Origin of the sequence: Mycobacterium sp. E3198 (genome assembly GCF_001667015.1) — a bacterium.
In the GTDB taxonomy this organism is placed as follows: domain Bacteria; phylum Actinomycetota; class Actinomycetes; order Mycobacteriales; family Mycobacteriaceae; genus Mycobacterium.
The window spans coordinates 75,934-100,210 of the sequence record NZ_LZIS01000155.1 but is presented as its reverse complement, the minus strand read 5'-3'; the positions used below and the strand labels follow the sequence as shown (position 1 = coordinate 100,210).

General features: G+C 69.8%; 23 protein-coding genes. 13 read left to right on the top strand and 10 right to left on the bottom strand.

What is annotated here, in order from left to right; translation table 11 throughout:
• Positions 1-969, bottom strand: a 969-nt coding sequence (locus tag A5673_RS17225; RefSeq protein WP_068234786.1) for an AraC family transcriptional regulator, incomplete at its 3' end; no start/stop codon positions are given.
• A 16-nt stretch (positions 970-985) separates the two neighbouring features.
• Positions 986-2,116 carry a glycosyltransferase gene (locus tag A5673_RS17220; protein ID WP_068234781.1) on the bottom strand — a complete coding sequence of 377 codons (1,131 nt, stop codon included), beginning with the start codon at positions 2,114-2,116 and terminating at the stop codon, positions 986-988.
• 169 nt (positions 2,117-2,285) lie between these two features.
• Here A5673_RS17220 and A5673_RS17215 point away from each other — a divergent pair, with 169 nt between their 5' ends.
• On the top strand, positions 2,286-3,152 hold the full coding sequence (locus tag A5673_RS17215; protein ID WP_068234780.1) for a chemotaxis protein CheB: 867 nt from the start codon (positions 2,286-2,288) through the stop codon (positions 3,150-3,152).
• A gap of 1 nt (position 3,153) precedes the next feature.
• On the opposite strand, the gene A5673_RS17210 is transcribed toward A5673_RS17215, so the two are convergent.
• The 3 genes from A5673_RS17210 to A5673_RS17200 are packed head-to-tail and all read right to left on the bottom strand — an operon-like array spanning position 3,154 to position 6,820.
• Positions 3,154-4,995 (bottom strand): CheR family methyltransferase, encoded by a 1,842-nt coding sequence (locus tag A5673_RS17210; RefSeq protein ID WP_068234776.1) that lies wholly within the window; start codon positions 4,993-4,995, stop codon positions 3,154-3,156.
• A gap of 54 nt (positions 4,996-5,049) precedes the next feature.
• Positions 5,050-5,811: an STAS domain-containing protein gene (locus A5673_RS17205; RefSeq protein ID WP_068234829.1), complete on the bottom strand. Its 762-nt coding sequence runs from the start codon at positions 5,809-5,811 to the stop codon at positions 5,050-5,052.
• A complete protein-coding gene (locus tag A5673_RS17200; protein WP_068234773.1) occupies positions 5,804-6,820 on the bottom strand; it encodes a chemotaxis protein CheB in 1,017 nt (338 codons plus the stop codon). The genes A5673_RS17205 and A5673_RS17200 overlap by 8 nt, the downstream gene beginning before the upstream one ends.
• A 96-nt stretch (positions 6,821-6,916) precedes the next feature.
• On the opposite strand from A5673_RS17200, the gene A5673_RS17195 reads away from it, so the two are divergent.
• On the top strand, positions 6,917-9,037 hold the full coding sequence (locus tag A5673_RS17195) for a catalase (protein WP_068234770.1): 2,121 nt from the start codon (positions 6,917-6,919) through the stop codon (positions 9,035-9,037).
• 29 nt (positions 9,038-9,066) lie between these two features.
• Positions 9,067-9,324, top strand: coding sequence for a Rho termination factor (locus A5673_RS17190; protein WP_068234765.1), 258 nt, complete (start codon positions 9,067-9,069; stop codon positions 9,322-9,324).
• Positions 9,325-9,331: 7 nt separating this feature from the next.
• Here A5673_RS17190 and A5673_RS17185 read toward each other — a convergent pair whose 3' ends face one another.
• Positions 9,332-9,919 carry a nucleotidyltransferase gene (locus A5673_RS17185; RefSeq protein WP_068234761.1) on the bottom strand — a complete coding sequence of 196 codons (588 nt, stop codon included), beginning with the start codon at positions 9,917-9,919 and terminating at the stop codon, positions 9,332-9,334.
• A 178-nt stretch (positions 9,920-10,097) separates the two neighbouring features.
• Between A5673_RS17185 and A5673_RS17180 the strand changes: the two genes are divergently transcribed.
• The 3 genes from A5673_RS17180 to A5673_RS17170 are packed head-to-tail and all read left to right on the top strand — an operon-like array spanning position 10,098 to position 12,601.
• On the top strand, positions 10,098-11,042 hold the full coding sequence (locus tag A5673_RS17180; protein ID WP_068234759.1) for an acyl-CoA dehydrogenase family protein: 945 nt from the start codon (positions 10,098-10,100) through the stop codon (positions 11,040-11,042).
• Entirely contained in the window at positions 11,039-11,833 is a 795-nt protein-coding gene (locus A5673_RS17175; RefSeq protein WP_068234757.1) for a PIG-L deacetylase family protein, read from the top strand. Before A5673_RS17180 ends, A5673_RS17175 begins: the two co-directional genes overlap by 4 nt.
• 3 nt (positions 11,834-11,836) lie before the next feature.
• Positions 11,837-12,601, top strand: a complete 765-nt coding sequence (locus A5673_RS17170) for an endonuclease/exonuclease/phosphatase family protein (RefSeq protein ID WP_068234754.1) — start codon at positions 11,837-11,839, stop codon at positions 12,599-12,601.
• Positions 12,602-12,610: 9 nt separating this feature from the next.
• On the opposite strand, the gene A5673_RS17165 is transcribed toward A5673_RS17170, so the two are convergent.
• Positions 12,611-12,898: a DUF3349 domain-containing protein gene (locus A5673_RS17165; protein WP_068234752.1), complete on the bottom strand. Its 288-nt coding sequence runs from the start codon at positions 12,896-12,898 to the stop codon at positions 12,611-12,613.
• Positions 12,899-13,010: 112 nt separating this feature from the next.
• Entirely contained in the window at positions 13,011-13,247 is a 237-nt protein-coding gene (locus A5673_RS17160) for a general stress protein CsbD (protein ID WP_068234749.1), read from the bottom strand.
• 176 nt (positions 13,248-13,423) lie between these two features.
• On the opposite strand from A5673_RS17160, the gene A5673_RS17155 reads away from it, so the two are divergent.
• The 6 genes from A5673_RS17155 to A5673_RS17130 all read left to right on the top strand — a co-directional run bounded on the left by A5673_RS17155 (position 13,424) and on the right by A5673_RS17130 (position 21,763).
• Positions 13,424-14,254 carry an SDR family oxidoreductase gene (locus tag A5673_RS17155; RefSeq protein ID WP_068234747.1) on the top strand — a complete coding sequence of 277 codons (831 nt, stop codon included), beginning with the start codon at positions 13,424-13,426 and terminating at the stop codon, positions 14,252-14,254.
• 189 nt (positions 14,255-14,443) lie between these two features.
• Positions 14,444-14,917, top strand: coding sequence for an STAS domain-containing protein (locus tag A5673_RS17150; RefSeq protein WP_082958793.1), 474 nt, complete (start codon positions 14,444-14,446; stop codon positions 14,915-14,917).
• A 281-nt stretch (positions 14,918-15,198) separates the two neighbouring features.
• Positions 15,199-15,597: a heme-binding protein gene (locus A5673_RS17145; RefSeq protein ID WP_068234741.1), complete on the top strand. Its 399-nt coding sequence runs from the start codon at positions 15,199-15,201 to the stop codon at positions 15,595-15,597.
• 108 nt (positions 15,598-15,705) lie between these two features.
• Complete coding sequence (locus A5673_RS17140) at positions 15,706-16,761, top strand: DNA topoisomerase IB (RefSeq protein ID WP_068234737.1); 1,056 nt, start codon at positions 15,706-15,708, stop codon at positions 16,759-16,761.
• A 250-nt stretch (positions 16,762-17,011) separates the two neighbouring features.
• Positions 17,012-18,805 carry a thiamine pyrophosphate-requiring protein gene (locus A5673_RS17135; protein ID WP_068234734.1) on the top strand — a complete coding sequence of 598 codons (1,794 nt, stop codon included), beginning with the start codon at positions 17,012-17,014 and terminating at the stop codon, positions 18,803-18,805.
• A gap of 6 nt (positions 18,806-18,811) precedes the next feature.
• Positions 18,812-21,763 carry an FAD-binding and (Fe-S)-binding domain-containing protein gene (locus A5673_RS17130; protein WP_068234731.1) on the top strand — a complete coding sequence of 984 codons (2,952 nt, stop codon included), beginning with the start codon at positions 18,812-18,814 and terminating at the stop codon, positions 21,761-21,763.
• Here the strand turns inward: A5673_RS17130 and A5673_RS17125 are convergent.
• Entirely contained in the window at positions 21,716-22,375 is a 660-nt protein-coding gene (locus tag A5673_RS17125; RefSeq protein WP_068234728.1) for a UdgX family uracil-DNA binding protein, read from the bottom strand. The genes A5673_RS17130 and A5673_RS17125 overlap by 48 nt on opposite strands.
• A gap of 90 nt (positions 22,376-22,465) precedes the next feature.
• Positions 22,466-23,026: a hemerythrin domain-containing protein gene (locus tag A5673_RS17120; protein WP_068234723.1), complete on the bottom strand. Its 561-nt coding sequence runs from the start codon at positions 23,024-23,026 to the stop codon at positions 22,466-22,468.
• A gap of 189 nt (positions 23,027-23,215) precedes the next feature.
• Between A5673_RS17120 and A5673_RS17115 the strand changes: the two genes are divergently transcribed.
• Complete coding sequence (locus A5673_RS17115; RefSeq protein WP_068234721.1) at positions 23,216-24,253, top strand: hypothetical protein; 1,038 nt, start codon at positions 23,216-23,218, stop codon at positions 24,251-24,253.
• The last annotated feature ends 24 nt before the right edge of the window (positions 24,254-24,277 follow it).

The following is a 24,277-nucleotide window of genomic DNA, read 5'->3' as shown; positions in this document are numbered from 1 at the left end:
GACCTGCGCGACGGTCGTATGCGCCCGGTTGGCGGCGATCAGCTCGTCGTGCGCGCGGTGCAGCCGGACGCGCCGCACGTATTCGGTGGGCGTGGTGTCGAGCTGGCGCCGGAAGAGGTACTGCACCGCCCTGGGGGTGAGGTGGACGGCGGCGGCGATGTCGTTGATGCTCACGTCGCCGGCGGCATGCCGGTGGATGAAGGCCACGGCCTCCTTCAGCGCTGCCGGGAGCGCCGGATCACCGGCCAGGTCCTGCTCGGTGGCGTTGGAGGGGTAGCACTCGAGCAGCGCGCCGGCCAGCAGCGGGGCGAGCGCGGCCACGATCAGCGGCTGTTGCGCGGTGTCCGGCGCGGCCAGCGTCGCGGTCACGTAGTCCAGCGCGCGATGCCAGGCCCGCACGGCGCCGCGCGAGCGTGGCCGCCAGTTCAGGAACCGCACCTGGTGCGACAGCGGGGCATGCCCGTCCGCGGCGACCCTGTGCAGCGCGTCGGCGGCGACGGTCACCACATCGAACCGCGCGCCGCTCACCCGCAGCGCGCACGACATGCCGTGGGCGACCAGGATCGGGCAATCGACGTCGGGGAACGGGCCCCCCGTCACGGTGAGAGATCCCGCCCGGGGCTGGATCACGACGACGGTGTCGGCGGGCGGGATCTCGAAGTTCAGCTGGCCCTGGATGGACACCTCGTCGAGGACCATCGAAGCCGCTGCGCAGCGCCGGTGGGTGACGGCCGAGCGGCTCGTGATCCCGCTGACGCGCCAGCCCGGCGGGTAGGCGCCGGCATAGAACCGGCGGATCGCGTCGGGCTCGACGATGCGGAATTGCTCGTACCGAACCGCGGCGGGGCTCTGGGCGGGACCCAGGTCGGGTAGTTGAGTTACGCCGGTGGGACGCAGGTCGACTTGGATCGCGTCGGGCTCGCCGGCGACTCCGACGACGGAGCCCGCGGTGTCGGCGACGGCCGTCATCGGGGGCCCGGTCGCATCACCGGACGCCCGTCGACTCGAACTCCGCGAGCACCCGTTGTTGCGGCACGATCTGCCGATACACGTTCAGCGCGTCGAGTGCAATCCGGTCCCAGGCGAAGCGCGAGACGGCGCGGCTGCGGCCGGCCGCTCCCATGCTCTCGCAGTGGAAGCTTTGCGCCAGAAGGCTTCTCAAGGCCGTTGCCAGCGCCGCGGGGCCGCGCTGGGAGAGCACCTGCCCGGTGACCCCGTCCACCACGGCATCGCTCAGGACGCCGACGGGCAGCGCGACCACCGCCACGCCGCTGGCCATGGCCTGCAGCACCGGCGCCGCGCGCTCCGGCCGCCGGGGCGTGCACGCGACGATGTCGGCGGACCGCAACAGCGCCGGCAGATCGTCGTCGCCGACCGGGCCCGCGAAGCGGACGCGGTCGGACACGCCCAGCTCGGCGGCCAGGCCTTCGAGCTTGGCCCGCGCCCGGTCGCGGCCGGGATCGTCGACGGCGGTCTCGGCGACGACGAGCTCGGCGCCCCGTACCCTGGGCAGCGCCCGGATCGCGAAGTCAAAACCGTTGTATTCCAAGAGGTCCGGCGCCAGGCAGAGGACGCGATGAAGGCCACTGCGGGGGGCCGCTGCGCCGACCGGGCTGTACCGCTCGATATCGACGCCGCTGCACAGGTGCGACACCCGGGCCCGACCGTGCCGCCACCGGGCCAGCACGTCGATATCGGCCGCGCACTCGGCGGTCACCCACGCCGCACCGCGCGCCAGCAGCGGCTCGACGCGTTCGCGTTCGCTCTCGGGCGGCGTCCCCGACGCCGAACGTGACGTCACGGCCAGCCCCAGGAAACTCTGCACCGTCGGCAGCCCGTGGCGTCGCGCCGCCAGCTGGGCGGCCAGCCCGCCCAGCCAGCCGTAGGCGTGCACGACGTCGGGTGCATCCGACGACCAACGGCGCTCGAGGGCTTGCGCCCACTCCCCGACATACGGCAGCGCCGCGCGTGGACCGATGCGGATCACCTTCGCGGGGCGCCGGTCCGGCCGGCGCACGTAGATGGTGGCTTCGTGTCCCCGCTCCACGAGCGCGGCACACACCTGCTGCGGATCGTCGGCGACGAGGTCGTCACCGGTGACGATCGCGATCTTCACAATGGCCCCCTTCGGACGCGCTGCAGCCAACCGGCCCAAAGAAGGGCCTACCCGGCCCGACAGATGCGAAACGCCGCACTTCGCCCGCTTCGCCCACCGTCCCGGCGTTTCGCATATCGGACCGCGCCGCGACCTGGGACGGAGCCGCTTCGAAGGGGACACTGAAGTAATGAGCAACCGCAGCCGCCGACACGTTGACCTGGTGGTCCTCCTGGCGTCGGCCGGTGGACTGGACGCGTTGTCCATCGTCCTGCATGACCTGCCGCCCCAGTTTCCGGCGGCGGTCGTCGTGCAGCAGCACCTCGGCGGCATCAGCAGCGTGCTGCCGACGATCCTGGGCAGGCAGACGCCCCATCGGGTCGGTTGGGCGCGGGACGGTCAGGCCGTCGCGGCCGGCGAGGTGGCGGTCTGTCCGCCGGGAAGGCACCTGGAATTTACGCCCGACGGCCGCTGTCGCCTGCATGAAATGGCCGCCCTCGTCGAACGGCGCTTCGACGTCCTGCTGACATCGCTGGCCAAGTCGTACGGAGCGCGCGGCGTGGCGGTCCTGTTGTCGGGGTCCGGGCACGACGGCGCGGTCGGCACCGTCGCGATGAGGCGGGCCGGCGCCGTCGTCATCGCCCAGAGCCCGGACACCGCCCAGTACGCGTCGCTGCCGCTCGCGGCCATCCGAGCCGGCGCCGATCAGGTGTTGCCGATCCACGAGATCGGGCACGCCCTGGCCGAGATCGTCGCGGGTGGGACGCCCGCGTCCGCGGCGCCGCGCCCGGTCGAGGGCAACGGCGACAGACCGAGCGCGGCGTACGAGGAATCCCCTATGTCGCCGGACCGCACACCCAACAGCGCAACCGCCCGCGCCGAGTTGGCGAAACAGCGGGCCGCCGAGCTCAAGCGCAGACGCGAGGACCTGTCCGAAGGCTTCGGCGCCACCGCGCGGACCGTGGCGCTCGCGCGGCGCAGGGCGCAGGAGTCGGTGCGCCGGGCGCAACTCGCCCACCAGGCGGCGTCGGAGGCGGCCGCGCGGTGGGGCCGCTGACCTAACCGACGACCTCCATGAGCAGCAGCGCCCCGCCGACGGTTCCGTCGGCCGAGCGAAACGAGGTGCACGCGACCCGCACCCGCGCGGGCCGCCCGCGCCGGTTGACGGCGTCCACCACGGTTTCGCCCGCGCTGTCCGGATCGACGAAGGCGTTCCCGATCAACGGCCGCACGGTGTCCAGCGGCAGACCGATGTCCAGGCCCGTGAGGCGGCTTCCCGTCGTCTCGTCGGACCGCAGCCCCCAGAGGTCCTCGCAGCCGCGGTTCCACACCACCACCCGCATCTCGCGGTCCACCACGACCATCCCGAGCTGAACCGAGTTGATCAACGAATCGAGGAAGGTCTTGGCGTCGTCCAGCTCCACGCTGCGTTCGCGCAGCGTGTCGTTGATGGTGTGCAGTTCGTCGTTGGTGGACTGCAGCTCCTCGTTCATCGTCTCGAGCTCTTCGTTGGTGGACTGCAGCTCCTCGTTGGTGGTCTCGAGCTCCTCCACCGTGGACTGCAGCTCCTCGTTGGTGGTCTCGAGTTCCTCGTTGGTGGACTGCAGCTCCTCGTAGGCCGCCTCGAGCTGGCGGTTGGTCTGGACGACCTTGTCGAGCAGCGCGCGCGTCGCGGTGACGTCGAAGAACACGATCGACACGCCGAGCAGGCCGTTCTCGGCATCGACGAGCGGATTGACGTGAATCTCGAACCACACCGTCTCGGCGCCGGGCCGCTGCCATTTGACGTCCGGGATCCGCGTCGAGCGCCGCTCCACCTTGGCCTGCTCCAGGTAGGCGCGCAGCTCGACCGGCCGGTAGGACACCTCGAGGTCGCGCAGCAGCCGGCCGATGTCGCGGGCCGACAGGCCGAAGACACTCTCGGCCTGCTGGTTGATCATCGCGACGGTGTCCTCGCCGGTGATCACGATCTGGGCGACCGGGCTGGCACGAAAAGCCAGGTCGCGCACCGTCGTCAGGCCGGGCAGGTCGCCGTGGCGTTCGTAGAACGCGGCGGCCGGGTCGTAGCGGTCGGCCACGCCCTGGGACCCGGCGACCTTGCGGAAGATCCGGTTCTTGAGGTTCAGCGGCGCGAAACGGTCGCTGTGGCTCAGCAGCATCTCGGCGTGCCCGAGGAACAGCGTCCCCTGCGGTGCGAGCGCGAAATGCAAGCGCCCCACCACGTTTCGCTGCGTCTCGGCGTTGAGATACATCAACGTGTTGCGGCACACCAGCAGGTCGACGCGCGAAATCGGAGCGTCCTTCACCAGGTCGTTGCGGCCGAAGATGACCGCGCGGCGCAGGTCCTTGTGGAAGACGTAGCGGCTGTTGACCTGTTCGAAATAGCGCGCCAGCAGGTCGGCCGGGACCGACTCGACGGCCTTGGCGTCATACGACGCGGCGCGCGCCTCGGACAGCGCCTCCTCGTCGATGTCGGTGGCGTAGATCTTGACCCGCTGGCGGAAGGCGTCGGGACCCAGCGCCTCGGCCAACAGCATGGCCAGCGTGTAGGCCTCCTGCCCCGACGCGCATCCCGCGCTCCACACCCGGATCGGGTCGTCGGGTCCGCGCTCGGCCAGCATCCGCGGGATGACCTCGGCGGCGATGAATTCCCAGGCGTCCGGGTCCCGGAAGAACGCGGTGACGTTGATCAGGATGGTGTTGAACAGGGCCGCGAATTCGTCCGAGCTGGCCTGCAGCACGTCGAGGTACTCCTCGAAGGTGCTGTATCCTGCCTGATCCATGCGGTGGCGTACCCGGCGCATCAGCGACGTGCGCTTGTAGCCGGTGAAGTCGAACCCACGCGAGTCCCGCATGTAGCGCAACAAAGCCTCGAAGGCCTCGTCCGTCTTGCCGTCCATTAACGTCCCGTTCGAAAGCGCGTTCGCCGAAGGACTCGAACATTACTCGCTGCGCTACAGCTGATTTTCCCCACCGACCAGTGCCCACACCGTCTTGCCCGACGACGTCTGGGTGGCCCCCCACGCCCGGCACAGCGCCGACACGATGGCCAGGCCGGAGACGATCTCGGCGCCGCGATAGGCGTCTTCGTGCCGGCCCGGCAGGTGCTCGCTGCAGTCCTCGACCGCGACGGTGACGGTGTCGCGCTGGCTCTCGAGGATCAGCACCGGAGCGCTTTCGGTGTAGTCGAGGACGTTCTCCACGAACACGGTGCCCACCGTGGCCGCGACGGGAACGAGGTCGGCCTTGTCCCATTGGGTGAGCCAGTCGGTGATCATGGCGCGGGCCAGGCCGACGCCGACCTTGGTCGCGGGAAGCTCGCTGCGCGCGCGCCGGCGGAGGGGCAGCGGCTGGTTGCCGAGGGCTCCCAGCGCCAACTCCACGTTGGGATGCACCGGCACGTACCGCGTCACGCCGCCGGCGGCGATCGCCGTGCGCACCTGCGGCCGCGCACACACCAGCAGGATCGGAACGTCCGGCCAGATGCTGACGTGCCAGCGGGCGCTGGTGAACACCGTCCACGCCGACGCGGACGGCGCGGACAGGTGATTGACGTCCACGATCACCGCGCGCGGCTCGTCGAGCGCCGCCTTGATGACGGTGTCGCGGATGGTCCGATAGGTGGAGCTGTCCAGCACCCCGTCCATCACCAGGACGGGCACATCCCGCTGAGGTGCTGCTGCGTCGATTCGGACCGCCGACCGCGGTTTATCCATCGGCATCACCGCGATGGGGGGCGTTGGCCGCCAGCCGGTCGCCGAGCACGGCCAGCGCCCGTTCGCTTTCCTCGGCGAGGCCGGTGTAGCGCCGCGAGAGCAGGCCGGGGCCGGCCTTGTCGGCCAGTTGCCGCGCCAATTTGGCCTTCTCCCGGAGGCTGCGCAGGGCGACCCACAACGCGCCCTCCACCTCTGTATCGCGCGCGGCGAGCAGGGCATCGGCCGTCCACGCGTGACCGACCTGGCAGCGGAAGTGACCCTCGGTGATCGTGATCAGCGAGCCGTTGCAGTCCGGGCAGGTATAGCCGGACGGCGCACCCAGGTCCTGGGTATCGAAATCGGTCGAAAACCGGGCGGTCATCGCGATGCGGTTTTCCAGGTCCAGCGCTGCGTCAGGTTCCATGATCGGGTCCTCGATTTCTTTCTGAGAAAGCTCCTTGAGCACCGCCCCGATGTCGGCCGCCGCGGCCTGCCGGTCCAGCACGCCGGCATCCCGGGCGTTTGTCGGCAGGGCCGCGAACAGCGCGTCCCCCGGTGCCTGGCCGATGGTGGTGCCGCCGCGCGAGCGGATGGCGGCCAAACCCAGCACGCCGTCGTCGAGGACGCCCGAGAGCAACACGCCGATCGCTCGGTGGCCGAATGTCACGGCCACCGAGCGGAACAGCGCGTTGATCGCGGGCCGGTGCCCGTTCTCGGTCGGCCCTTGCGATAACAGCACGCGATGGTCGGCGACCAGCAGGTGGCGGTCCGGGGTGCCGACATAGATGTGGCCCGGCTCCAGCGGCGCGCCGTCTTGGGCCGCCCTCGCCGGCAGCGGTCCGCAGCGATCGATGATGCGCGCCAGGACGCTCGGCGCACCGGCGGGGACGTGCAGCACCATCAAGTAGGCGTAAGGCAGGTCGGGCGAGAGGCTGGCCGCCAAGCGTGAGAGCGCTTCGACGCCGCCCGCCGAGGCGCCTATCGCGACCACTCCGCGCAGGCCGTTTTCATTGGTCGCGTCAATCACCACCCTCAACTACCCCCACCAAGGGTACGTAACCGCAGGGCCGGTGGATAGGGACGCGCGGCTCTGTTTACCCCGGCTTAGCCGTGGTAACCGAAAGCCATGGACACCAATCACACGTCCGACGAAAAGCAGCACGATCTCGAGCCGTCACGGGTGCGCCGCGACACCGGGTACCTGACCACCCAGCAGGGCGTCCGGGTCGATGACACCGACGATTCGCTGACCGCCGGCGAGCGGGGGCCCACGTTGCTGGAGGACTTCCACGCCCGCGAGAAGATCACCCACTTCGATCACGAGCGCATCCCGGAGCGCGTGGTGCACGCGCGCGGATCGGGGGCCTACGGTTTCTTCGAACCCTACGACGATTCGCTGGCCGAATACACGGCCGCGCGGTTTCTGACCACCTCCGGCAAGCAGACGCCGGTGTTCGTCCGGTTCTCCACGGTGGCCGGCTTCCGCGGGTCCGCCGACACCGTGCGCGACGTGCGCGGGTTCGCCACCAAGTTCTACACCGATCAGGGCAACTACGACCTAGTGGGCAACAACTTTCCGGTCTTCTTCATCCAGGACGGCATCAAGTTCCCCGACTTCGTGCACGCGGTAAAACCCGAGCCGCACAACGAGATTCCGCAGGCGGCCTCGGCCCACGACACGCTGTGGGACTTCGTGGCGCTGCAGCCCGAGACGCTGCACACGATCATGTGGCTGATGTCGGATCGCGCCCTGCCGCGCAGCTACCGGATGATGCAGGGTTTCGGCGTGCATACGTTCCGCCTGGTAAACGACCGCGGCGAAGGCACTTTCGTGAAGTTTCACTGGACGCCGCGGCTGGGAACGCATTCCCTGATCTGGGACGAGGCGCAGAAGATCGCCGGCAAGGACCCCGACTTCAACCGGCGCGACCTGTGGGACGCCATCGAGTCCGGCCAGTATCCCGAGTGGGAACTCGGGGTCCAACTGGTGGCCGAGGAAGACGAGTTCAAGTTCGACTTCGACCTGCTCGACGCCACGAAAATCATTCCCGAGGAACAGGTTCCGGTGCGGCCGGTGGGTAAGATGGTGCTCAACCGCAACCCCGACAATTTCTTCGCCGAGACCGAACAGGTGGCCTTCCACACCGCCAACGTGGTGCCGGGGATCGACTTCACCAACGATCCGCTGCTGCAGTTCCGCAACTTCTCCTACCTCGACACGCAGTTGATCCGCCTGGGCGGCCCCAACTTCGCCCAACTGCCGGTCAACCGCCCGCTGGCCGAGGTCCGCAACAACCAGCAGGACGGCTATTCCCAGCACGCGATCCCGCAGGGCCGGTCCAGCTACTACAAGAACACTGTCGGCGGCGGCTGCCCGGCGCTGGCCGACGAGAACGTCTTTCGCCATTACACGCAGCGTGTCGACGGCGCCGCGATGCGCAAGCGGGCGAAATCGTTCGAGAATCACTACAGCCAGGCGCGGATGTTCTGGAAGAGCATGTCGCCGGTCGAGGCCGAACACATCGTCGCCGCGTTCGCCTTCGAACTCGGCAAGGTCGAAGTGCCCGACATCCGCTCGGCGGTGGTCGCCCAACTCGCCCGCGTCGATCACGAGCTGGCCACCCGGGTGGCCGCGAAGCTGGGACTGCCGGCGCCGCCCGACGAAGCGGTCGACGGCCAGGTGGCCGCCTCACCGGCGCTGTCCCAGATCGGCATCAGCGACAGCATCGCCACCCGCAAGATCGCGGTGCTGGCCGCCGATGGGGTGGATGTCGTTGGGACGCAGCGTTTCAAGGAGCTCATGGCCGAGCGCGGCGCGATGGTCGAGGTGCTGGCGCCCGTCGCCGGCGGCACCCTGCGCGGTGGGTCCGGCGGCGAACTGCCCGTCGACCGGGCGTTCACGACGATGGCGTCGGTGCTCTACGACGCGGTGGTGGTGGCGTGCGGACCGGATTCGGTCCAGACGCTGTCCCACGACGGTTATGCCGTGCACTTCCTGGTCGAGGCCTACAAGCACCTCAAGCCGATCGGCGCGTACGGCGCGGGGATCAAGCTGCTGCGCGCCGCGCACATCGAGGCCCGCCTCGCCGCCGACAGCGAGCCGGCCACCGACGTCGTCAGCGACCGGGCGGTGGTGACCACCACCGCGGCGGCCGACGAGTTACCCGACGAGTTCGCCGCGGAAGTCGCCGCCGCGCTGGGCGGGCACCGTTGCTGGGAACGCCAAACCGACCCGGTGCCGGCCTAGCCACCGGGGTTTGCAAAGGAGGATCAACCATGCCGCGTTCGTCGATCAAGAACGAAAAGATGTATCAGGATCTGCGCAAGAAGGGCGACTCCAAGGAGAAGGCGGCACGGATTTCCAATGCGGCCGCCGGCCGGGGCAAGTCGTCGGTCAGCCGCAAGGGCGGCAAATCCGGCTCGTATGAGGACTGGACGGTTCCGCAACTGAAGAAGAGGGCCAAAGAGCTTGGCATGTCGGGCTATTCGAGCCTGACCAAGGACAAGCTGGTCGCCAAGCTGCGCAACCACTGACCGGCACTCAACCGGTGATGCCGAGCCGGTCGGCCAGCACCAAAAACGCGACCGCGTAGTCGTTGTCGGCGGTCTGGGCCCGAATGTGCGCCCAGTCCAGCCGTTCGCGCACCGCCCGCACCGCCGGCAGCAGCTTCGCGAAGTCGCAGTGATGTTCGTTGAGCGAGCGCAGCTTCTGGATGACCACCATGGTGGGCGGCAGCACCGGCATCGCGATCGCCAACACGTCGCGCGGCTCGGCGCGGTCCAAGGTCGCGGGTTCCACGCGTTCGCCGTTGATGCGATGCAGAACGTCGACGACCGTATCGCCGGTGCGCGCCTTGAACAGCCAATCCTCCGGGGGATGCTCGATGGCGAATCCGGCCTCGGCCAGCGTGGCCTCGGCGCTGGCCACGTCCGCCTCGGCCACCACCACGTCGACGTCGTGGCTGGGCTCGGGCGCGCCGAACGCCCACAGGGCATACGTGCCGGCCAACGCGAAACGCGGCCCGTTCTCCTTGAGCGCCGACGCGGCGCTGCGCAACGCCTCGCGCAGGTGCGCGCAGGAAACGGGCAGATCCGTGGGCGTTTCGGCCGGTGTCTGGGTGGGTGTCATGGTGCATAGGTCATACCCCGCCGCCGGGGTATGCAACCTGGCCGACAGGCGCGCGACATCGGTTGTCGACCGTTTAGCCGGCCTCCAGACTGGCAAACCTTTGTGTTATGTCAGCCGCCCTGTCCCACGCTCACCGTGCCCACGCGGCCCTCAAGAGATCGGCGGCAGGTGATCACGAGTGACGGCGGGGTTGGTCAAGCACTGGCTGGAGTCGGGACGACTCGAGTTGACCCTGCCCGCGTCGGGGCGTACCGCCGAACGCTGGCAGCGCCTGGCGCGGCTGGCCGAGGACGACATCGTGGCGGCGCGGATCGCCGAGTCGCACGTTGACGCCGTCGCGATCCTGCACGAATTGGGCGGCAAGCCGCCCGATTCCGATCAGCTGTGGGGCGTGTGGGCCGCGGAGTCGCCCGACGCCGCGCTGATCGCCACCAGGGTCAGCGGCGGCGCCGTCGTCCTCAACGGCACCAAGGTGTGGTGTTCGGGCGCCGGGTTCTGCACCCACGCGCTGGTGACCGCCCGACTCGACGACGGAACGCGCGGCCTGTTCGCGGTGTCGGTCGCCGAGCCCGCCGTCAAGGCGTTGCCCACCACGTGGTGGAACGTCGGAATGGCCGGCAGCGACACCAGGGCGGTGCAGTTCACCAACGCCCAAACCGTCGCCGTCGGCGATCCCGACGAGTACTTCCGTCGGCCGGGATTCTGGCACGGCACGATCGGCGTGGCCGCGTGCTGGCTGGGTGGCGCGCGCAGGGTCGCCGAGCCGCTGTATCGCTGCGCCACAAGCAAATCGGCCGACGCGTATTCGCTGGCCCACCTCGGCGCCGTGGACGCCGCGCTCGCGGCGGGCGACGCGATCCTGGCCGCGGCGGCCATGCAGATCGACTCGGACCCCTTCGACCGGTCCGACACCGCCCAGCTGCTGGCCCGCAGAGCCCGCACGGTGGTGGAACACGCGGCCGACGAGGCCATCACGCGCACCGGCCGCGCCCTGGGGCCCGGCCCGCTGTGCCAGGACGGCCGGCACGCCCAGCGGGTCGCCGACCTGACCATCTACATCCGGCAGAGCCACGCCGAGCGGGATCTGGCCGAGCTCGGCAGGCTCGTCGGGCGGCCGCAATGACCACCATCGAGCGCCCCCGCGCCACCCTTCCCGCGAGCAATGCCGCCAAGTTCGCTGCCAAGCCGCTGACCCGCGGCGGCACCCCGGTTCCGCTGTGGCTGGCGGCCCTCGACGGCCGACGGCCGCCGCCGCTGGACCTGAGCGCCTGCCCCGGGCTGGTCGTCGTGGCGCCCCACCCCGACGACGAGACGCTGGGCCTCGGCGCGACGATTGCGCAACTGGTCGCCGCGGGCGTCGACGTCCGGGTGATCACGGTCAGCGACGGCGGTGCCGCGCGGCCCGGCGCCACACCCCAGGAGCGGACGCGCGCGGAAATCACCCGCCGGTACGAACTGCGCAGGGCTGCAGCGGTTTTGGGTGTCCCGGCGCCGGTGTCGCTGGGTCTGCCCGACGGCGAGCTGGCCGACCATGAGGGCACGGTCGCCGAGCTGCTCACCGGGATCCTCGCGGACGCCGCGCCCGGGACCTGGTGCGCGGCCACCTGGCGGAGCGACGGGCACCCCGACCACGAAGCGGTGGGGCGTGCGGCGGCCGAGGCCTGCGAGCGCGCCGGCGCGCCGCTTTTCGAATACCCGGTGTGGATGTGGCACTGGGCCAGCCCGGCCGATCCCGCGGTGCCGTGGGACCGGGCCCGCTCGGTCCGTGTCCCCGGCTGGGCGCTCGAGCGCAAACGCGCTGCGGCGCAATGCTTTCGCAGCCAGCTCGAGCCGGGCGGCGTGGGCGCCCCACCCGTGTTGCCGGCCTTCGTCCTGCAGCGCCTGCTCGCGGTGGGCGAAGTGGTGTTCAGCTAGCCGATGCGCGTCGCCACCTTCAACATCTTGCACGGCCGCACCCTCGGTAACGGGGTGCATCCGGCGCGGCTGACGGACTGCGTGCGCCGCCTGGATCCCGACGTGCTTTCCCTGCAGGAGGTCGACTGCGACCAGCCGCGCTCCTCGCTCGCCGACCTCACCGCGGTGGCGGCCGAGGCGATGGGAGCGGTGGAGCACCGGTTCGTGGCCGCCATCTCCGGCACCCCGGGGGCGACCTGGATGGCCGCCACCGGGCAAGAACAGCCCGGGACCGCCGCCTATGGGATCGCGCTGCTGTCCCGGTTTCCGGCGGCCAGCTGGCAGGTGGTGCGGCTACCCCGGATTCCGATGCGGTTTCCCATGTATCTGCCGGGGCCGAATCGGGTGATGGTCGTCGACGAGGAGCCGCGGGCGGCGGTGATCGCGCAGCTGCACACTCCGTGCGGCGGGCTGACGGTGGCCAACACGCACCTGTCCTTCGTGCCCGGCTGGAACAGGCGCCAGCTGCGCCGGCTGGTCCACGACCTGCGCGGCTTTCCCGGTCCCCGGCTGCTGACCGGCGACCTCAACATGACGCCGGACGCGGTGCACCGCTGGTCGGGCATGCGACCGCTGGCCGTGGCCGCGACGTTTCCCGCGGAGGCCCCCCACCGCCAGCTCGACCACATCCTGACCGACGACGCCGGCCTGCGCGGCGGCGCGGTCGAGTCCGACCTGATGTCGATCTCCGATCACCGGCCGCTGGTCGTCGATCTGGAACGGGCGTGAGTCGCGCGCCTACCCGCCGGCCCGCCCCGTCGCGTCCAGCCGGCGCTGAACGCGATCGATGTCCTCGAGTGAGGGCATCTCGTCGGTGACGCGGGTGATCGCCACTCCGACATCCGCGTTCTCGATGGGCCGGCGCCGGCGAGAAATCAACGCACTAGCGATCATCGCGACCTCGTCGTTGCAGACCCGCCGCGGCATCAGCGCCAACAGCGGCGCGTAGCCGAGGGCGGGCGCGCGGCTCGGGTAACCGGCGCGCAGGAACGCCACGATGCTCGACACGCCGCCGCGCAAGCCCATCGTCCGCCTCCCGCCACCGAATCCTTGCCAGGGATAACCCGCCGCGCCGGTTTGAAACCAAACGAAAAGGGGCCCGGCCCGACATGCGGACCGGACCCCCGGGTGAATCGAGCTACTGGTTTTCCTTCTGGCGCTCTTCGGCGGCCTCCGCGCCGGCGCGCGCCGACTCCGCCTCGGCTTCCTTCTTGCCCGCGTCGCGCTGGGCGTCGGCCTTGTCCTGCTGCGCCTGGCCCTCTTCGACGAGGTCGTCGCGGCCGGTGACGGTTCCGCCAACCTCCTTGACTTTGCCCTTGACGCCCTCGACGGCGCCCTTGACGGCTTCCTGCGGTCCGCTCTTGTCGTCCCCCATGGGTCGACCTCCCTTTCGGTGGTTACGTCGTGATTCGCAACTACCGGCTTCCCGCCCGGGGCGCGGCCAAACGCCCCCGCGCCGATCCTGTGCGCATGATCACGCCGGCGCTTCGCCATGCGAACGACCTTGTTTGAAAACGCGATTCCCGGGTAGTGCCGTCGACCAGGAAGGGGGTGGAGTCACTGAGCACCATCGCTGTCATCGGGGCGACCGGCACGGCCGGATCCCGCGTCGTCGCCAGGCTCAGGGCCCGCGAGGTCGGGATCGTCGAGATCTCCCGCACCCACGGCGTCGACGTGGTGTCCGGGCGGGGGCTGTTCGAGGCGCTGGCGGGCGTGGATGTCGTCATCGACGTCTGCGACCCGTTGCCGGGGCGTTCCGGCATCACCGAGACGGTGGCCACCGCAACCCGCAACGTCGTGGGCGCGTGCGCCGCGCGGGATGTCCAGCGACTGGTCGTGTCGACGGTCGCCGGCGTGGAAGATCCCGTGTTCAACGGGTTTCCGTACTACGAGGCCAAGCGGGCCGCGAAGGCCATCGTGCTCGACGGCCCGGTTCCGGCGACGCTCGTGAAATCGACCCAGTGGTACGAGTTCGCCACCAATCCCGTCGCGGTGAATTCCGACGACGGCGAGGTGAGGGTCCAGGACTGGCTGATCCAGCCCATCGCCGCCGACACCGTCGCCGATGTGCTCGTCGAGGCGGCCACGGGGCAGACGCATCCGCCGCGCACCATCACCGGCCCCGAAGCCGTCCGCCTGCCGGAGCTCACGTCAAAACTGCTTGCCCGGCAAGGCGACAACCGTCGCGTCCGCGCCGTGCAGCCGGCGCTCGGCGCGCTCGCGTCGGGGGCGTTGCTGGCGTCCGACGGCGCGGTGGTCGTCGGACCCGACGTCGACACCTGGCTGCACAACCTGGCCCCGGCCGCCGTTGACGGCGATTCCGCCGACGGCGACGGCACCGCGTCGACGAGGCCGCGACTGCGGGACTTGTCCAAGACGTGAAGGGCGGGAACCCTAGCCGCGAAACGAACGCTTGGCGGCGCGAGCCGCCGCGGATAACGGCCTTCGCGCTGCCTGCCTAGGCCGGGCCAGCTAGGCTGGTGTCCAGTTGAGTTCACAGCTGCCGTTTCGAGCGGCGTGTAGGACACCGCGATCGCTCGCCCTGCTCACCACATTGAGGGGCGTACCCACATGACTTCTTCACCCGACCTCAGACCCGACGCCTGCGGGCAACCGCGCAATCGCTACGTGATCGATTGTGCCGGGGCGCAGATACACGTTCACGCGCGCAGCCTGGCTACCGTGCTGCGCATCGACGGGGAGATCGACGCCTCCAACGCCGAGCTCGTCGCCCAGGTGGTGCGCCGCTTCGCGCGGCTCAAGGCCCCGCTGGTCCTGGACGTCAGCGAGCTGGACTTCCTCGGCAGCGCCGGGCTGCGGGTGCTGCTGCTGCTCGACGAGGAGCACCGCGAGGCCCAACTGCACAACAACGTCGTCAGCGGGGCGGCCCTGCGCCGGCTGACCCGCGTGGTCACCGACCACGGCCTGCCCGTGGTCGATTCGGTGCCCGAGGCCCTGCAGAACACCCACGACTTCATCCATGCGCGGCGCCGGCTCCTCACCGGGCTGGCCCGCCAGGGCGAGCCGCAGCGCAAGGCGCGTTAGCGGCCCGTATCGCCGGCGATCGAGGTCACGGTTTCGTCACGATCCGGATCACGATTGCTTAAGATCCGGTGCCGTTCTCTAAGAATTCTCAGCAATGCCGGGCAAATTTGGTTGCCCGCTTAGCGAAAAGCCGCCCTCGGGCGGCCTCGGGCCGCGCGCGGCGCGGATGGCGCTGTTCGGGTCCGGCGGCGGCACTGTTGTCTTCCGCTACTTTGGTTTTCGAGGGCTCGGGAACCTTCATTGGCAAGTCATGCACATGTATTTCGAAGGAAACACCAATCATGAAAAACAGCAGTATCGGCGCGCGCCGGCGAGTCGCCGGCATCAGCGCGGGCTTCCTGCTCGGGGGACTGACCATGGGCGTCATCGGCGCCCCTTCGGCGGCGGCAGCACCCGACTGCAGCCCGGGCGGCGTGAACGCGACCGTTTCCTCGGCGCAGGGCGCGGCGCAGCAATACCTGGCCGCTCACCCGGACGCCAACGAGGCGGTCACGGCCGCCTTCGGCCAGCCGCGGCCGGAGGCCGCGTCCAGCCTGCGAGGCTACTTCACCGCCCACCCGCAGCAGTACTACGACCTGCGCGGCATCCTGGCGCCGATCGGCGACACCGAGCGGCAGTGCAACGTCAAGGCGCTGCCGCCTACCCTCGAGTCCGCCTACCAGGAGTTCATGGCCGGCTGATCTCCGCTGACAATCGGGTGAACGACCCGCCACAGCGCCGTGGCGGGTCGTTTCGCGTTGCGGAGCCGCGGGTAATTGTCCAGTCAACCAACGGGACTGGAGGTCAGGGTGCGGCTGCGACGCAGCGATCTCGGCAAGCCCGGGATCGCCCGCAAGCGCCGGGGCAAGGGCTTCGCCTACTACGACCCCGGGGGCAACCTGCTGTCCGACCCGGAAACCCTGGCGCGCATCAAGGATCTCGTCATTCCGCCCGCCTGGAAGAAGGTATGGATCTCGCCGCACCCGAATGGCCACATTCAGGCGGTCGGCACCGACGCGGCCGGCCGCCGGCAGTACATCTACCACGACGCCTGGCAGCAAGAGCGCGCCGAGGAGAAGTTCGACCGGGTGCTGGAGCTGTCCGTGCAGTTGCCGCTGTGGCGGGCGCGCATCGCCAAAGACCTGTCGCGCCGCGGCCTTACGCGCGAGCGGGTGCTCGCGGTCGCGCTGCGCCTGCTCGACCGCGGCTACTTTCGCGCCGGCGGCGAGCAGTACGCCGAGGAGAACGAGTCGTACGGCATGGCGACCCTGTTGTGCAGTCACGTGACGGTGCACCGCAACGCGGTCGAATTCGACTACCCGGCCAAGAGCGGGGTGCGGCGCACGGTGGAAATCGAGGACGCCGACATCGTTCGGGCGGTGCGCGCGCTGATGCGGCGTCCCGGGCGCACCGACCGATTGCTGGCGTGCCGCAAGGATTCCGGCTGGGTCGACATCCGCTCCGATGATCTCAACGCCCGATTCAAGGAAATGGTGGGCGACGAGTACTCCGTCAAGGACCTGCGGACCTGGCACGGCACCGTACTGGCCGCCGCGGCGTTCGTCGACGCGGACCCGCCCGTCTCGCAGCGGGTGATCAAGCGCGTGGAGTCCGCCGTCATGAAGGAGGTCGCCGAGGAACTCGGTAACACCCCGGCCGTGGCGCGCGGGTCCTATGTGGATCCCCGCGTCGTCACCGGTTACGAGCGGGGCCTGACGATCGAAGCGGCGGCGCGTCGCGCCGGGCGCGCCCGCCGTCCCGAGGCCGCCCAGGAGATCCTGGAGAAGGCGACCCGCATGCTGATTCGCCGAGTCGCCAAGGGGCACAGCGCATCCGGGATGGACTCACTGGCAAGGAGCGCGTGAGCCAGTAGTGGGAGGCGCGGAGCCCGGCAACCGGCTCCGCGATGCCGCGGCGGCTGGTCAAACCTGGCGGCCGATCCACGAATAAGGATCGCGAATTCGGGTATGCGGAAATTTGTGCGCCGACGCACGCGCGCGAGTGCTGCTCGCAAGGCTGCCCGGAACGTCGAACCCATGGCGATCCGAGTTCTGGTTCGGCAGGGCGACCACTGACGCCCATCGTCACCGCAACTTCTGACTAGGAGGGCAATCAATGTCAAAGCAAGAGGTCTCGGACTACCTGCTGGAGCGGCTGCGGACCTGGGGCGTCGAGCACGTGTTCGGGTATCCCGGTGACGGCATCAACGGCATCCTCGCCGCGTTCGGGCGTGCCGACAACAAGCCGATGTTCATCCAGTCGCGGCACGAGGAGATGAGCGCCTTCGAGGCGGTGGGGTACGCCAAGTTCACCGACCGGGTCGGCATCTGCATGGCCACGTCGGGCCCCGGCGCGATCCACCTGCTCAACGGCCTCTACGACGCCAAACTCGACCACGTTCCGGTGGTGGCGATCGTCGGTCAGACCAACCGCAGCGCGATGGGCGGCTCGTATCAGCAGGAGGTCGACCTGATCAGCCTGTACAAGGACGTGGCCAGCGACTACGTCCAAATGGTCACGGTCCCAGAGCAATTGCCCAACGTGCTGGACCGCGCGATCCGGGTGGCCCTGGCTCAGCGCGCGCCGACGGCGCTGATCATCCCGTCCGACGTGCAGGAGCTGGAGTACTCACCGCCCACCCACGCCTTCAAGATGGTGCCCTCCAGCCTGGGCATCGAGTGGCCCGCGGTTTCTCCCGACGATGAGGCGATCCGGCGCGCGGCCGAGGTGCTCAACGCGGGCAAACGGGTCGCGATGCTCGTCGGCAACGGCGCCAGCGGGGCCCGCGACGAGCTGATCGAGGTCGCCGACCTGCTCGGGGCCGGGGCCGCCAAGGCGTTGTTGGGCAAGGACGTGTTGAGCGACGAATTGCCATGGGTCACCGGCTCGATCGGGTTGCTGGGCACCCGGCCCAGCTACGAGTTGATGCGCGACTGCGACACCCTGCTCACGGTGGGGTCCAGCTTCCCCTACACGCAGTTCCTGCCGGAGTTCGGGCAGTGCCGCGCCGTGCAGATCGACGTCGACGGCCGCTTCATCGGGATGCGCTACCCGTACGAGGTCAACCTGGTTTCCGACGCGAAGGCCGCGCTGCGGGCCCTGATTCCGCACCTGCGCCGCAAGGAAGACCGCGATTGGCGCGACACCATCGAGTCCAACGTGGCGCGCTGGTGGGAGACGATGGACATGGAGGCGAAGGTCAGCGCCGACCCGATCAACCCCATGCGGTTGTTCTCCGAGCTGTCCCCGCAGCTGCCCGACAACGCCATCGTCACTGCCGATTCCGGGTCGTCGGCGAACTGGTATGCGCGAAACCTGCGGTTCCGCGGCAACATGCGGGGCTCGCTGTCGGGCACCCTGGCGACGATGGGACCCGGTGTCCCGTACGGCATCGGCGCGAAGTTCGCGCACCCGGACCGCCCCGTCATCGTGTTCGCCGGCGACGGCGCCATGCAGATGAACGGGATGGCCGAACTCATCACGATCAAGCGATACTGGCAGGAGTGGGGTGACCCCCGCCTGATCGTGGCGATCCTGCACAACAACGACCTCAACCAGGTCACGTGGGAGATGCGCGCGATGGCGAACTCCCCGAAGTTTGCGGAGTCGCAGAACCTTCCCGACATCGACTTCGCCGGGTTCGCGGCCAGCCTGGGGCTCAACGCGATGGCGATCAAGGACCCCGACGAACTCTCCGACGCCTGGCGCAGCGCGCTGTCCGCGGACCGTCCCACGGTGCTGGACGTCTACACCGATCCCGACATGCCACCGATTCCGCCGCACGCCACGTGGGATCAGTTCAAGTCGGCCACCACCGCGGTGCTCTCCGGCGACGAGGATCGCGTCGGCTTCATCAAGGTGGGGCTGAAGACCAAGGCGCAGGAGTTCTTGCCGCACAAGAAGAGCTGACGGGCCATGACCGGAAGTCGAACACCGACGTTGTTCGAGGCGCTGGCGGCCGACCTGCGTGCCCGCGTCGACGGCGAGATTCGATTCGATCCCGGCTCCCGCGCGACCTACTCGACCGACGCCTCCAACTACCGGCAGGTGCCCATCGGGGTGGTCGTGCCGCGCACCCCGGAGGCCGCGGCCGCGGCGATCGACGTCTGCCGCGGCCACGACGTGCCGGTCCTGTCGCGCGGCGGGGGCACCAGCCTCGCGGGGCAGTGCTGCAACGCCGCGGTCGTCATCGACTGGAGCAAGTACTGCACCCGGGTGGAGTCCGTCGACGTCGACAACGGCGTCGCCGTGGTGCAGCCGGGGATCAAGCTCGACGCGCTCAACGATCACCTGCACGCGGCGGGCTGGATGGTGGGTCCCAAGCCGTCGACCCACGTCAGCTGCACGATCGGCGGCATGATCGGGAACAACTCCTGCGGATCCAGCGCCCAGGCGTACGGCAAGATGGTCGATTCGGTGCGCCGGCTGGAGGTGCTGACGTACGACGGCCTGCGCATGTGGGTGGGCCCCACCGACGACGACGAGTTCGCCCGGATCGTGGGTCAGGGCGGCCGGCGGGCCGAGATCTACCGCGGATTGAAGGACCTGGCCGACACCTACGCCGACGATATCCGGTCGTCCTACCCGAAGATCCCCCGCCGGGTGTCCGGCTACAACCTGGACTCGCTGTTGGGAGACAACGGCTTTCACGTCGCCAAGGCGCTGGTCGGCTCCGAGAGCACCCTCGTCACGGTGCTGCGCGCGGAGCTGGCGCTGGTGCGGGTGCCGCCGGCCAGCGCGCTGGCGGTCCTGGGCTTCGACGACGTCTTCGCCGCGGCCGACGCCGTGCCCGCCGTGCTGGAGCACGATCCGGCCGCGCTGGAGGGCCTGGATCACCGCCTGGTGGAGCTGGAGCACTCGCGCCGGCTCGCCGAAAAGGCCCTGCGCCAGCTGCCCGACGGAAAAGCCTGGCTGATGGTGCAATTCGACGGTGACGACCAGGACGAGGCGGACCGCAAGGCCAAGTCGATGATCGACGCGGTGCAGCAGCGCTGCACCGACACCACCGTGCTGGACGACCCGAAGCGAAAGAAGGAAGTATGGGCCGCCCGGGAGGCCGGGCTGGGCGCCACCGCGTATCCGCCCGACGGGCCCGAAACCCACGAGGGGTGGGAGGACGCGGCGGTACCCCCGGACCGGCTGGGCGACTACCTGCGCGATTTCCGCGACCTGCTCGACCGTTACGACTACGGAAGCGCCTCGCTGTACGGGCATTTCGGTCAGGGCTGCGTGCACACCCGCATCCCGTTCGTGTTGTGGACCGCCGAAGGGGTCGCGAAATACCGTGCGTTCGCGGAGGATTCGGCGCGGCTGGTGGTGAAGTACGGCGGCTCGCTGTCCGGCGAGCACGGCGACGGCCAGTCCCGCGGTGAGCTGCTTCCGATCATGTTCGGCGACCGCGTCGTCGGGGCGTTCGAGCGGACCAAGGCGCTCCTGGACCCGCGCAACCGGATGAACCCGGGCAAGGTGGTGCACCCCTACAAATTGGACGAGAACCTGCGAGAGGGGGCGAATTACCGCCCGGCCCAGCCCGCGACCATGTTCGCCTACCCCCACGACGAGCACCGTTTCTCCCGCGCGGCTGATCGCTGCGTCGGCGTCGGGAAGTGCCGCGGCGAGGAATCGGGCGTGATGTGCCCGAGTTACCGGGCCACCCAGGAAGAGGAGCACTCCACCCGCGGGCGCGCGCGGCTGCTGTTCGAGATGGTGCAGGGTGACGTCATCACCGACGGCTGGCGCTCCACCGCGGTCCGCGACGCGCTGGATCTGTGCCTGGCGTGCAAGGGCTGCCGCAGCGACTGCCCGGTCAACGTGGACATGGCCACCTATAAGGCCGAGTTCCTGTTCCACCACTATCGGGGGCGCCTGCGGCCGATGGCGCACTACTCGATGGGCTGGATCCCGTTGTGGGCCCGCCTGGCCGCGGTGGCGCCGCGCACGCTCAACGCCGTCGCGCACGCGCCCGGCTCGTCGACGCTGCTCAAGAAGGTCGGGGGCATCGCCGCGCAGCGCGAGCTGCCGCGCTTCGCCGACGAGAGGTTCACCGCGTGGTTCCGGCAGCGGCCCGCGGCCGCCACCGCGCCGCGGCGGGGGCGGGTGGTGCTGTGGCCGGACTCCTTCGTCAACAACTTCGAACCCGAGGTCGGCAAGGCCGCCGTCGCCGTTCTTGAGGCGGCCGGCTTCGAGGTCGAGGTGCCCCGCCGCACCCTGTGCTGCGGGCTGACCTGGATCTCGACCGGGCAACTCCGCGTCGCCAAACGCGTTCTGCGGCGCACCCTTTCGGCGCTGAGTCCGGCGCTGCGGACCAGCACGCCGGTCGTGGTGCTGGAACCCAGCTGCGCCGCCGTGTTCCGATCCGACCTGCCGGAACTGCTCTACGGGGACGAGGACGCACACCGGTTGGCCGACCAGACCTACACCCTCGGCGAACTGCTGGCGGCCAAGGCGCCGGACTGGAAGCCCGCCCCGCTCAGCGGCGGTGATGCCACCCAAGCCGTCGTCCAGCAGCACTGCCATCAGCACGCGATACTGGGCTACACCCACGAACGCCAACTGCTCGCCGACGCGGGCGTGGAAACGGAGCTGCTCGACGCCGGATGTTGCGGTTTGGCAGGGAATTTCGGCTTCGAGAAGGGTCACTACGACGTGTCGGTGGCGTGCGCCGAGGACAAGCTGATGCCGGCGCTGCGCGAGGCCGATGACGACACGCTGGTGCTGGCCGACGGATTCAGCTGCCGCACCCAGATCCGCAGCCTGGCCGACGACCGTCGGCCGATGCATGTCGCACAGGTTTTGGCGCAAACGATCCGGGCGCCCGGCTCACTGCGCGCAGGCGGCCCGGGCGCTACGCAGGTCGTCGACGAATGACTTGTAGGCCTCGTCGTGGGCATCGCTGCGATCGCGCAGCACCGACGACGGGTGCACGGTCGCGAACACGATCGGCTCCGGCTCCAGCCGGACGTCGAGGGTGCCGGGCAATCCGATCGCCTCACCGCGCTGAGTGGACACCCGAAACGCCGCTCCGAGAAGCGATTGCGCGGCGGTCGCGCCGAGGCAGACGATCACCCGCGGGCGCACCGCCTCGATCTCGGCGATCAGCCACGGCCGGCACGCGACCACCTCGGTGCGGCTCGGCTTCTGGTGTATCCGCCGCTTGCCGCCCTTGCGGGTGAACTTGAAATGCTTGACCGCGTTGGTCTGAAAGGTCAGCGCCGGGTCGATGCCGGCGTCATCGAGCGCCCGCGCCAGCAACCGGCCCGCGGGCCCGACGAACGGCAGGCCGGCGCGGTCCTCCTGGTCCCCCGGCTGCTCGCCCACCAGCATGAGCGGCGCCCCCCGGTGCCCGTGGCCGAAAACCGTTTGGGTGGCGTCGGCGTACAGGGGGCAGCCGTGGCACCCGGCGGCCGCGTCCCGCAGCGCCTCGAGCCCCCGGTCATCCGGCACATAGCGCGCGGCGCTGAGCTTGCTGGTCGCCACGATTCAGGCCCGCCTCCCGACCCGGGAACGGGCGTAGCCCGGGGACGTCATGTCCCCGGGCATACCCCTGCGGGTCGGCGCGAAAACGCCGTGTCAGCCCTTCCCCATGATGGCGTCGCGCGCCCGGTCGAGCATCGCCGCGAAGGGCCCGGCGGTCAGGTTGGCCAGCGGTGACTCGACGCCGGCGTGCGGGCGGGTGGGCGCGATCGCCTCGGCGAGCTTGGCGGCCCGGCCCATCCTCCGCAGCTCGTCGTCGCTCAATTCCTGCCCCAGCTTGGCGAACTCGTCGGATTCCTCGTGCTCGGCGTGGTCGATGACGGCATCGCGGAGCTCCGTCAGGTGCCGGGTGAACTCCTCGCTGTCGACGTCGAGCTTCTCCAGCTTCTGCAACACCGTCTTGGCCTCGTGCTCTTCGGCCAACCGCTTGTCGACCACCGCGGCGCCGTCGCCCAGCTTCCGCTTGGCGCGCGGGTGAACGATCTCCTCCTCGGCCGTCTCGTGCACGGCGAGCATCCGCCGAAGTTCGACGAAGGCCTTCTCCCGTTCCTTTCCGGTGGCCGCCAGCGTGTCGGCGAACATGGATTTGATCTGCTCGTGCTGGTTGACGAGGAAGTCGACCACATCGGTGGGCGACTTGATGGCGGACTGAGCCATGATGTCCCTCCCATTTAAGCCATTGGGTTCTGGTGCAGCGCGCGGGCTGTCGCGCGCTCCTTAGCGGCTACCCGGGCTATTCGGCGACCAAACGGGCTGCGGCCCGCAGCGCTCACAGCAGGGAAAACACGTGTGATCGGCCGGCGTTGGGGTAGTCCCCCAAGTATCCGGGCGAAAGGACGGTGAACGATGGGGCCACGGCTGCGGCGTCTGCTGATGATTGGCGCGGCCGTCACCGCGGCGGCCGGCTGCGCGACGCCCGGATCGACGCTAGAGAGCGCGCCCGCGGTGGCGGTGTGGTCGGTGGGCGCGGCGCTGCATGAGCCGGTGTGGTCGTATCGCACGCACGCGCTCGTCGCGATCACCGACGATCACCGGCTCGCCGAAGTCACCGCCGGCTCGCGCCCCGGCGATGCGAAGACGCGGTTGTCCGCGCCCATGGCGGTGGGGCGCAACCTGCAGATCAGTCAGAAGAATGACCGGCTGGTCTTCGTTCCGCAACCCGAGCGCGGCAGGGTCGCCTCCGTCGACCTCGAAAGCCTGCGCCAGGTCAACGATTTCGGCGCCGGCCCGGCCCCGGCATACCTGTCCGAAGACGCCGGGATGCGCGTGTTGCTCGCCCTCTCGGCGGACGGCACGGCGGTGACCCCGGTGGACCAGTACGGTTTCCGCCAGCTGCCGACCGCGCGGATCGCCGACGCCGCGGACAGCATCGACGGAGCCAACCGCGGGCGAGGCATCGACTACCACCTCTACGGCGCGTCGGGAATCCGCTATTACAAAGGCTTTTCATCGCCGCCCCGGCAACGCGCCGCGCTGGACATGGATGTCGCGGTGTCGGCCGGCGACGGCACCGCAGTAACCCGCGCCTATGTGGCCGGCCACGACAGCGACACGCTGTATGCCGTCGACTCGCGCCGCGGCGGCCACGGGATGGAGGTGTTGGCGAGCGCAAAACTGCCCTCGCCCATCCGCGAACTCGGCACCGATGACACCCGGATCTACGCCGCCACCGACCACGAGGTGGTGGTGCTCGAGACGTCGAGCTTCACCGGCTTTCCCGACCACAAGGTCCCGGTGATCCGCACCATCGACTACCGGTCCGGCCTGCCCGACGGCCCCGCCCGGTCGGCCGGCCTCTCGGGCATGGCCATCGGGCCGCACCGCGTCTACCTCACGTTGGCCGGCACGCCGTACGTGGTCGGCGTCGCCAAGCCACGGCTGTGAGGCGTCGGTGGGGCAGAGGAGGAA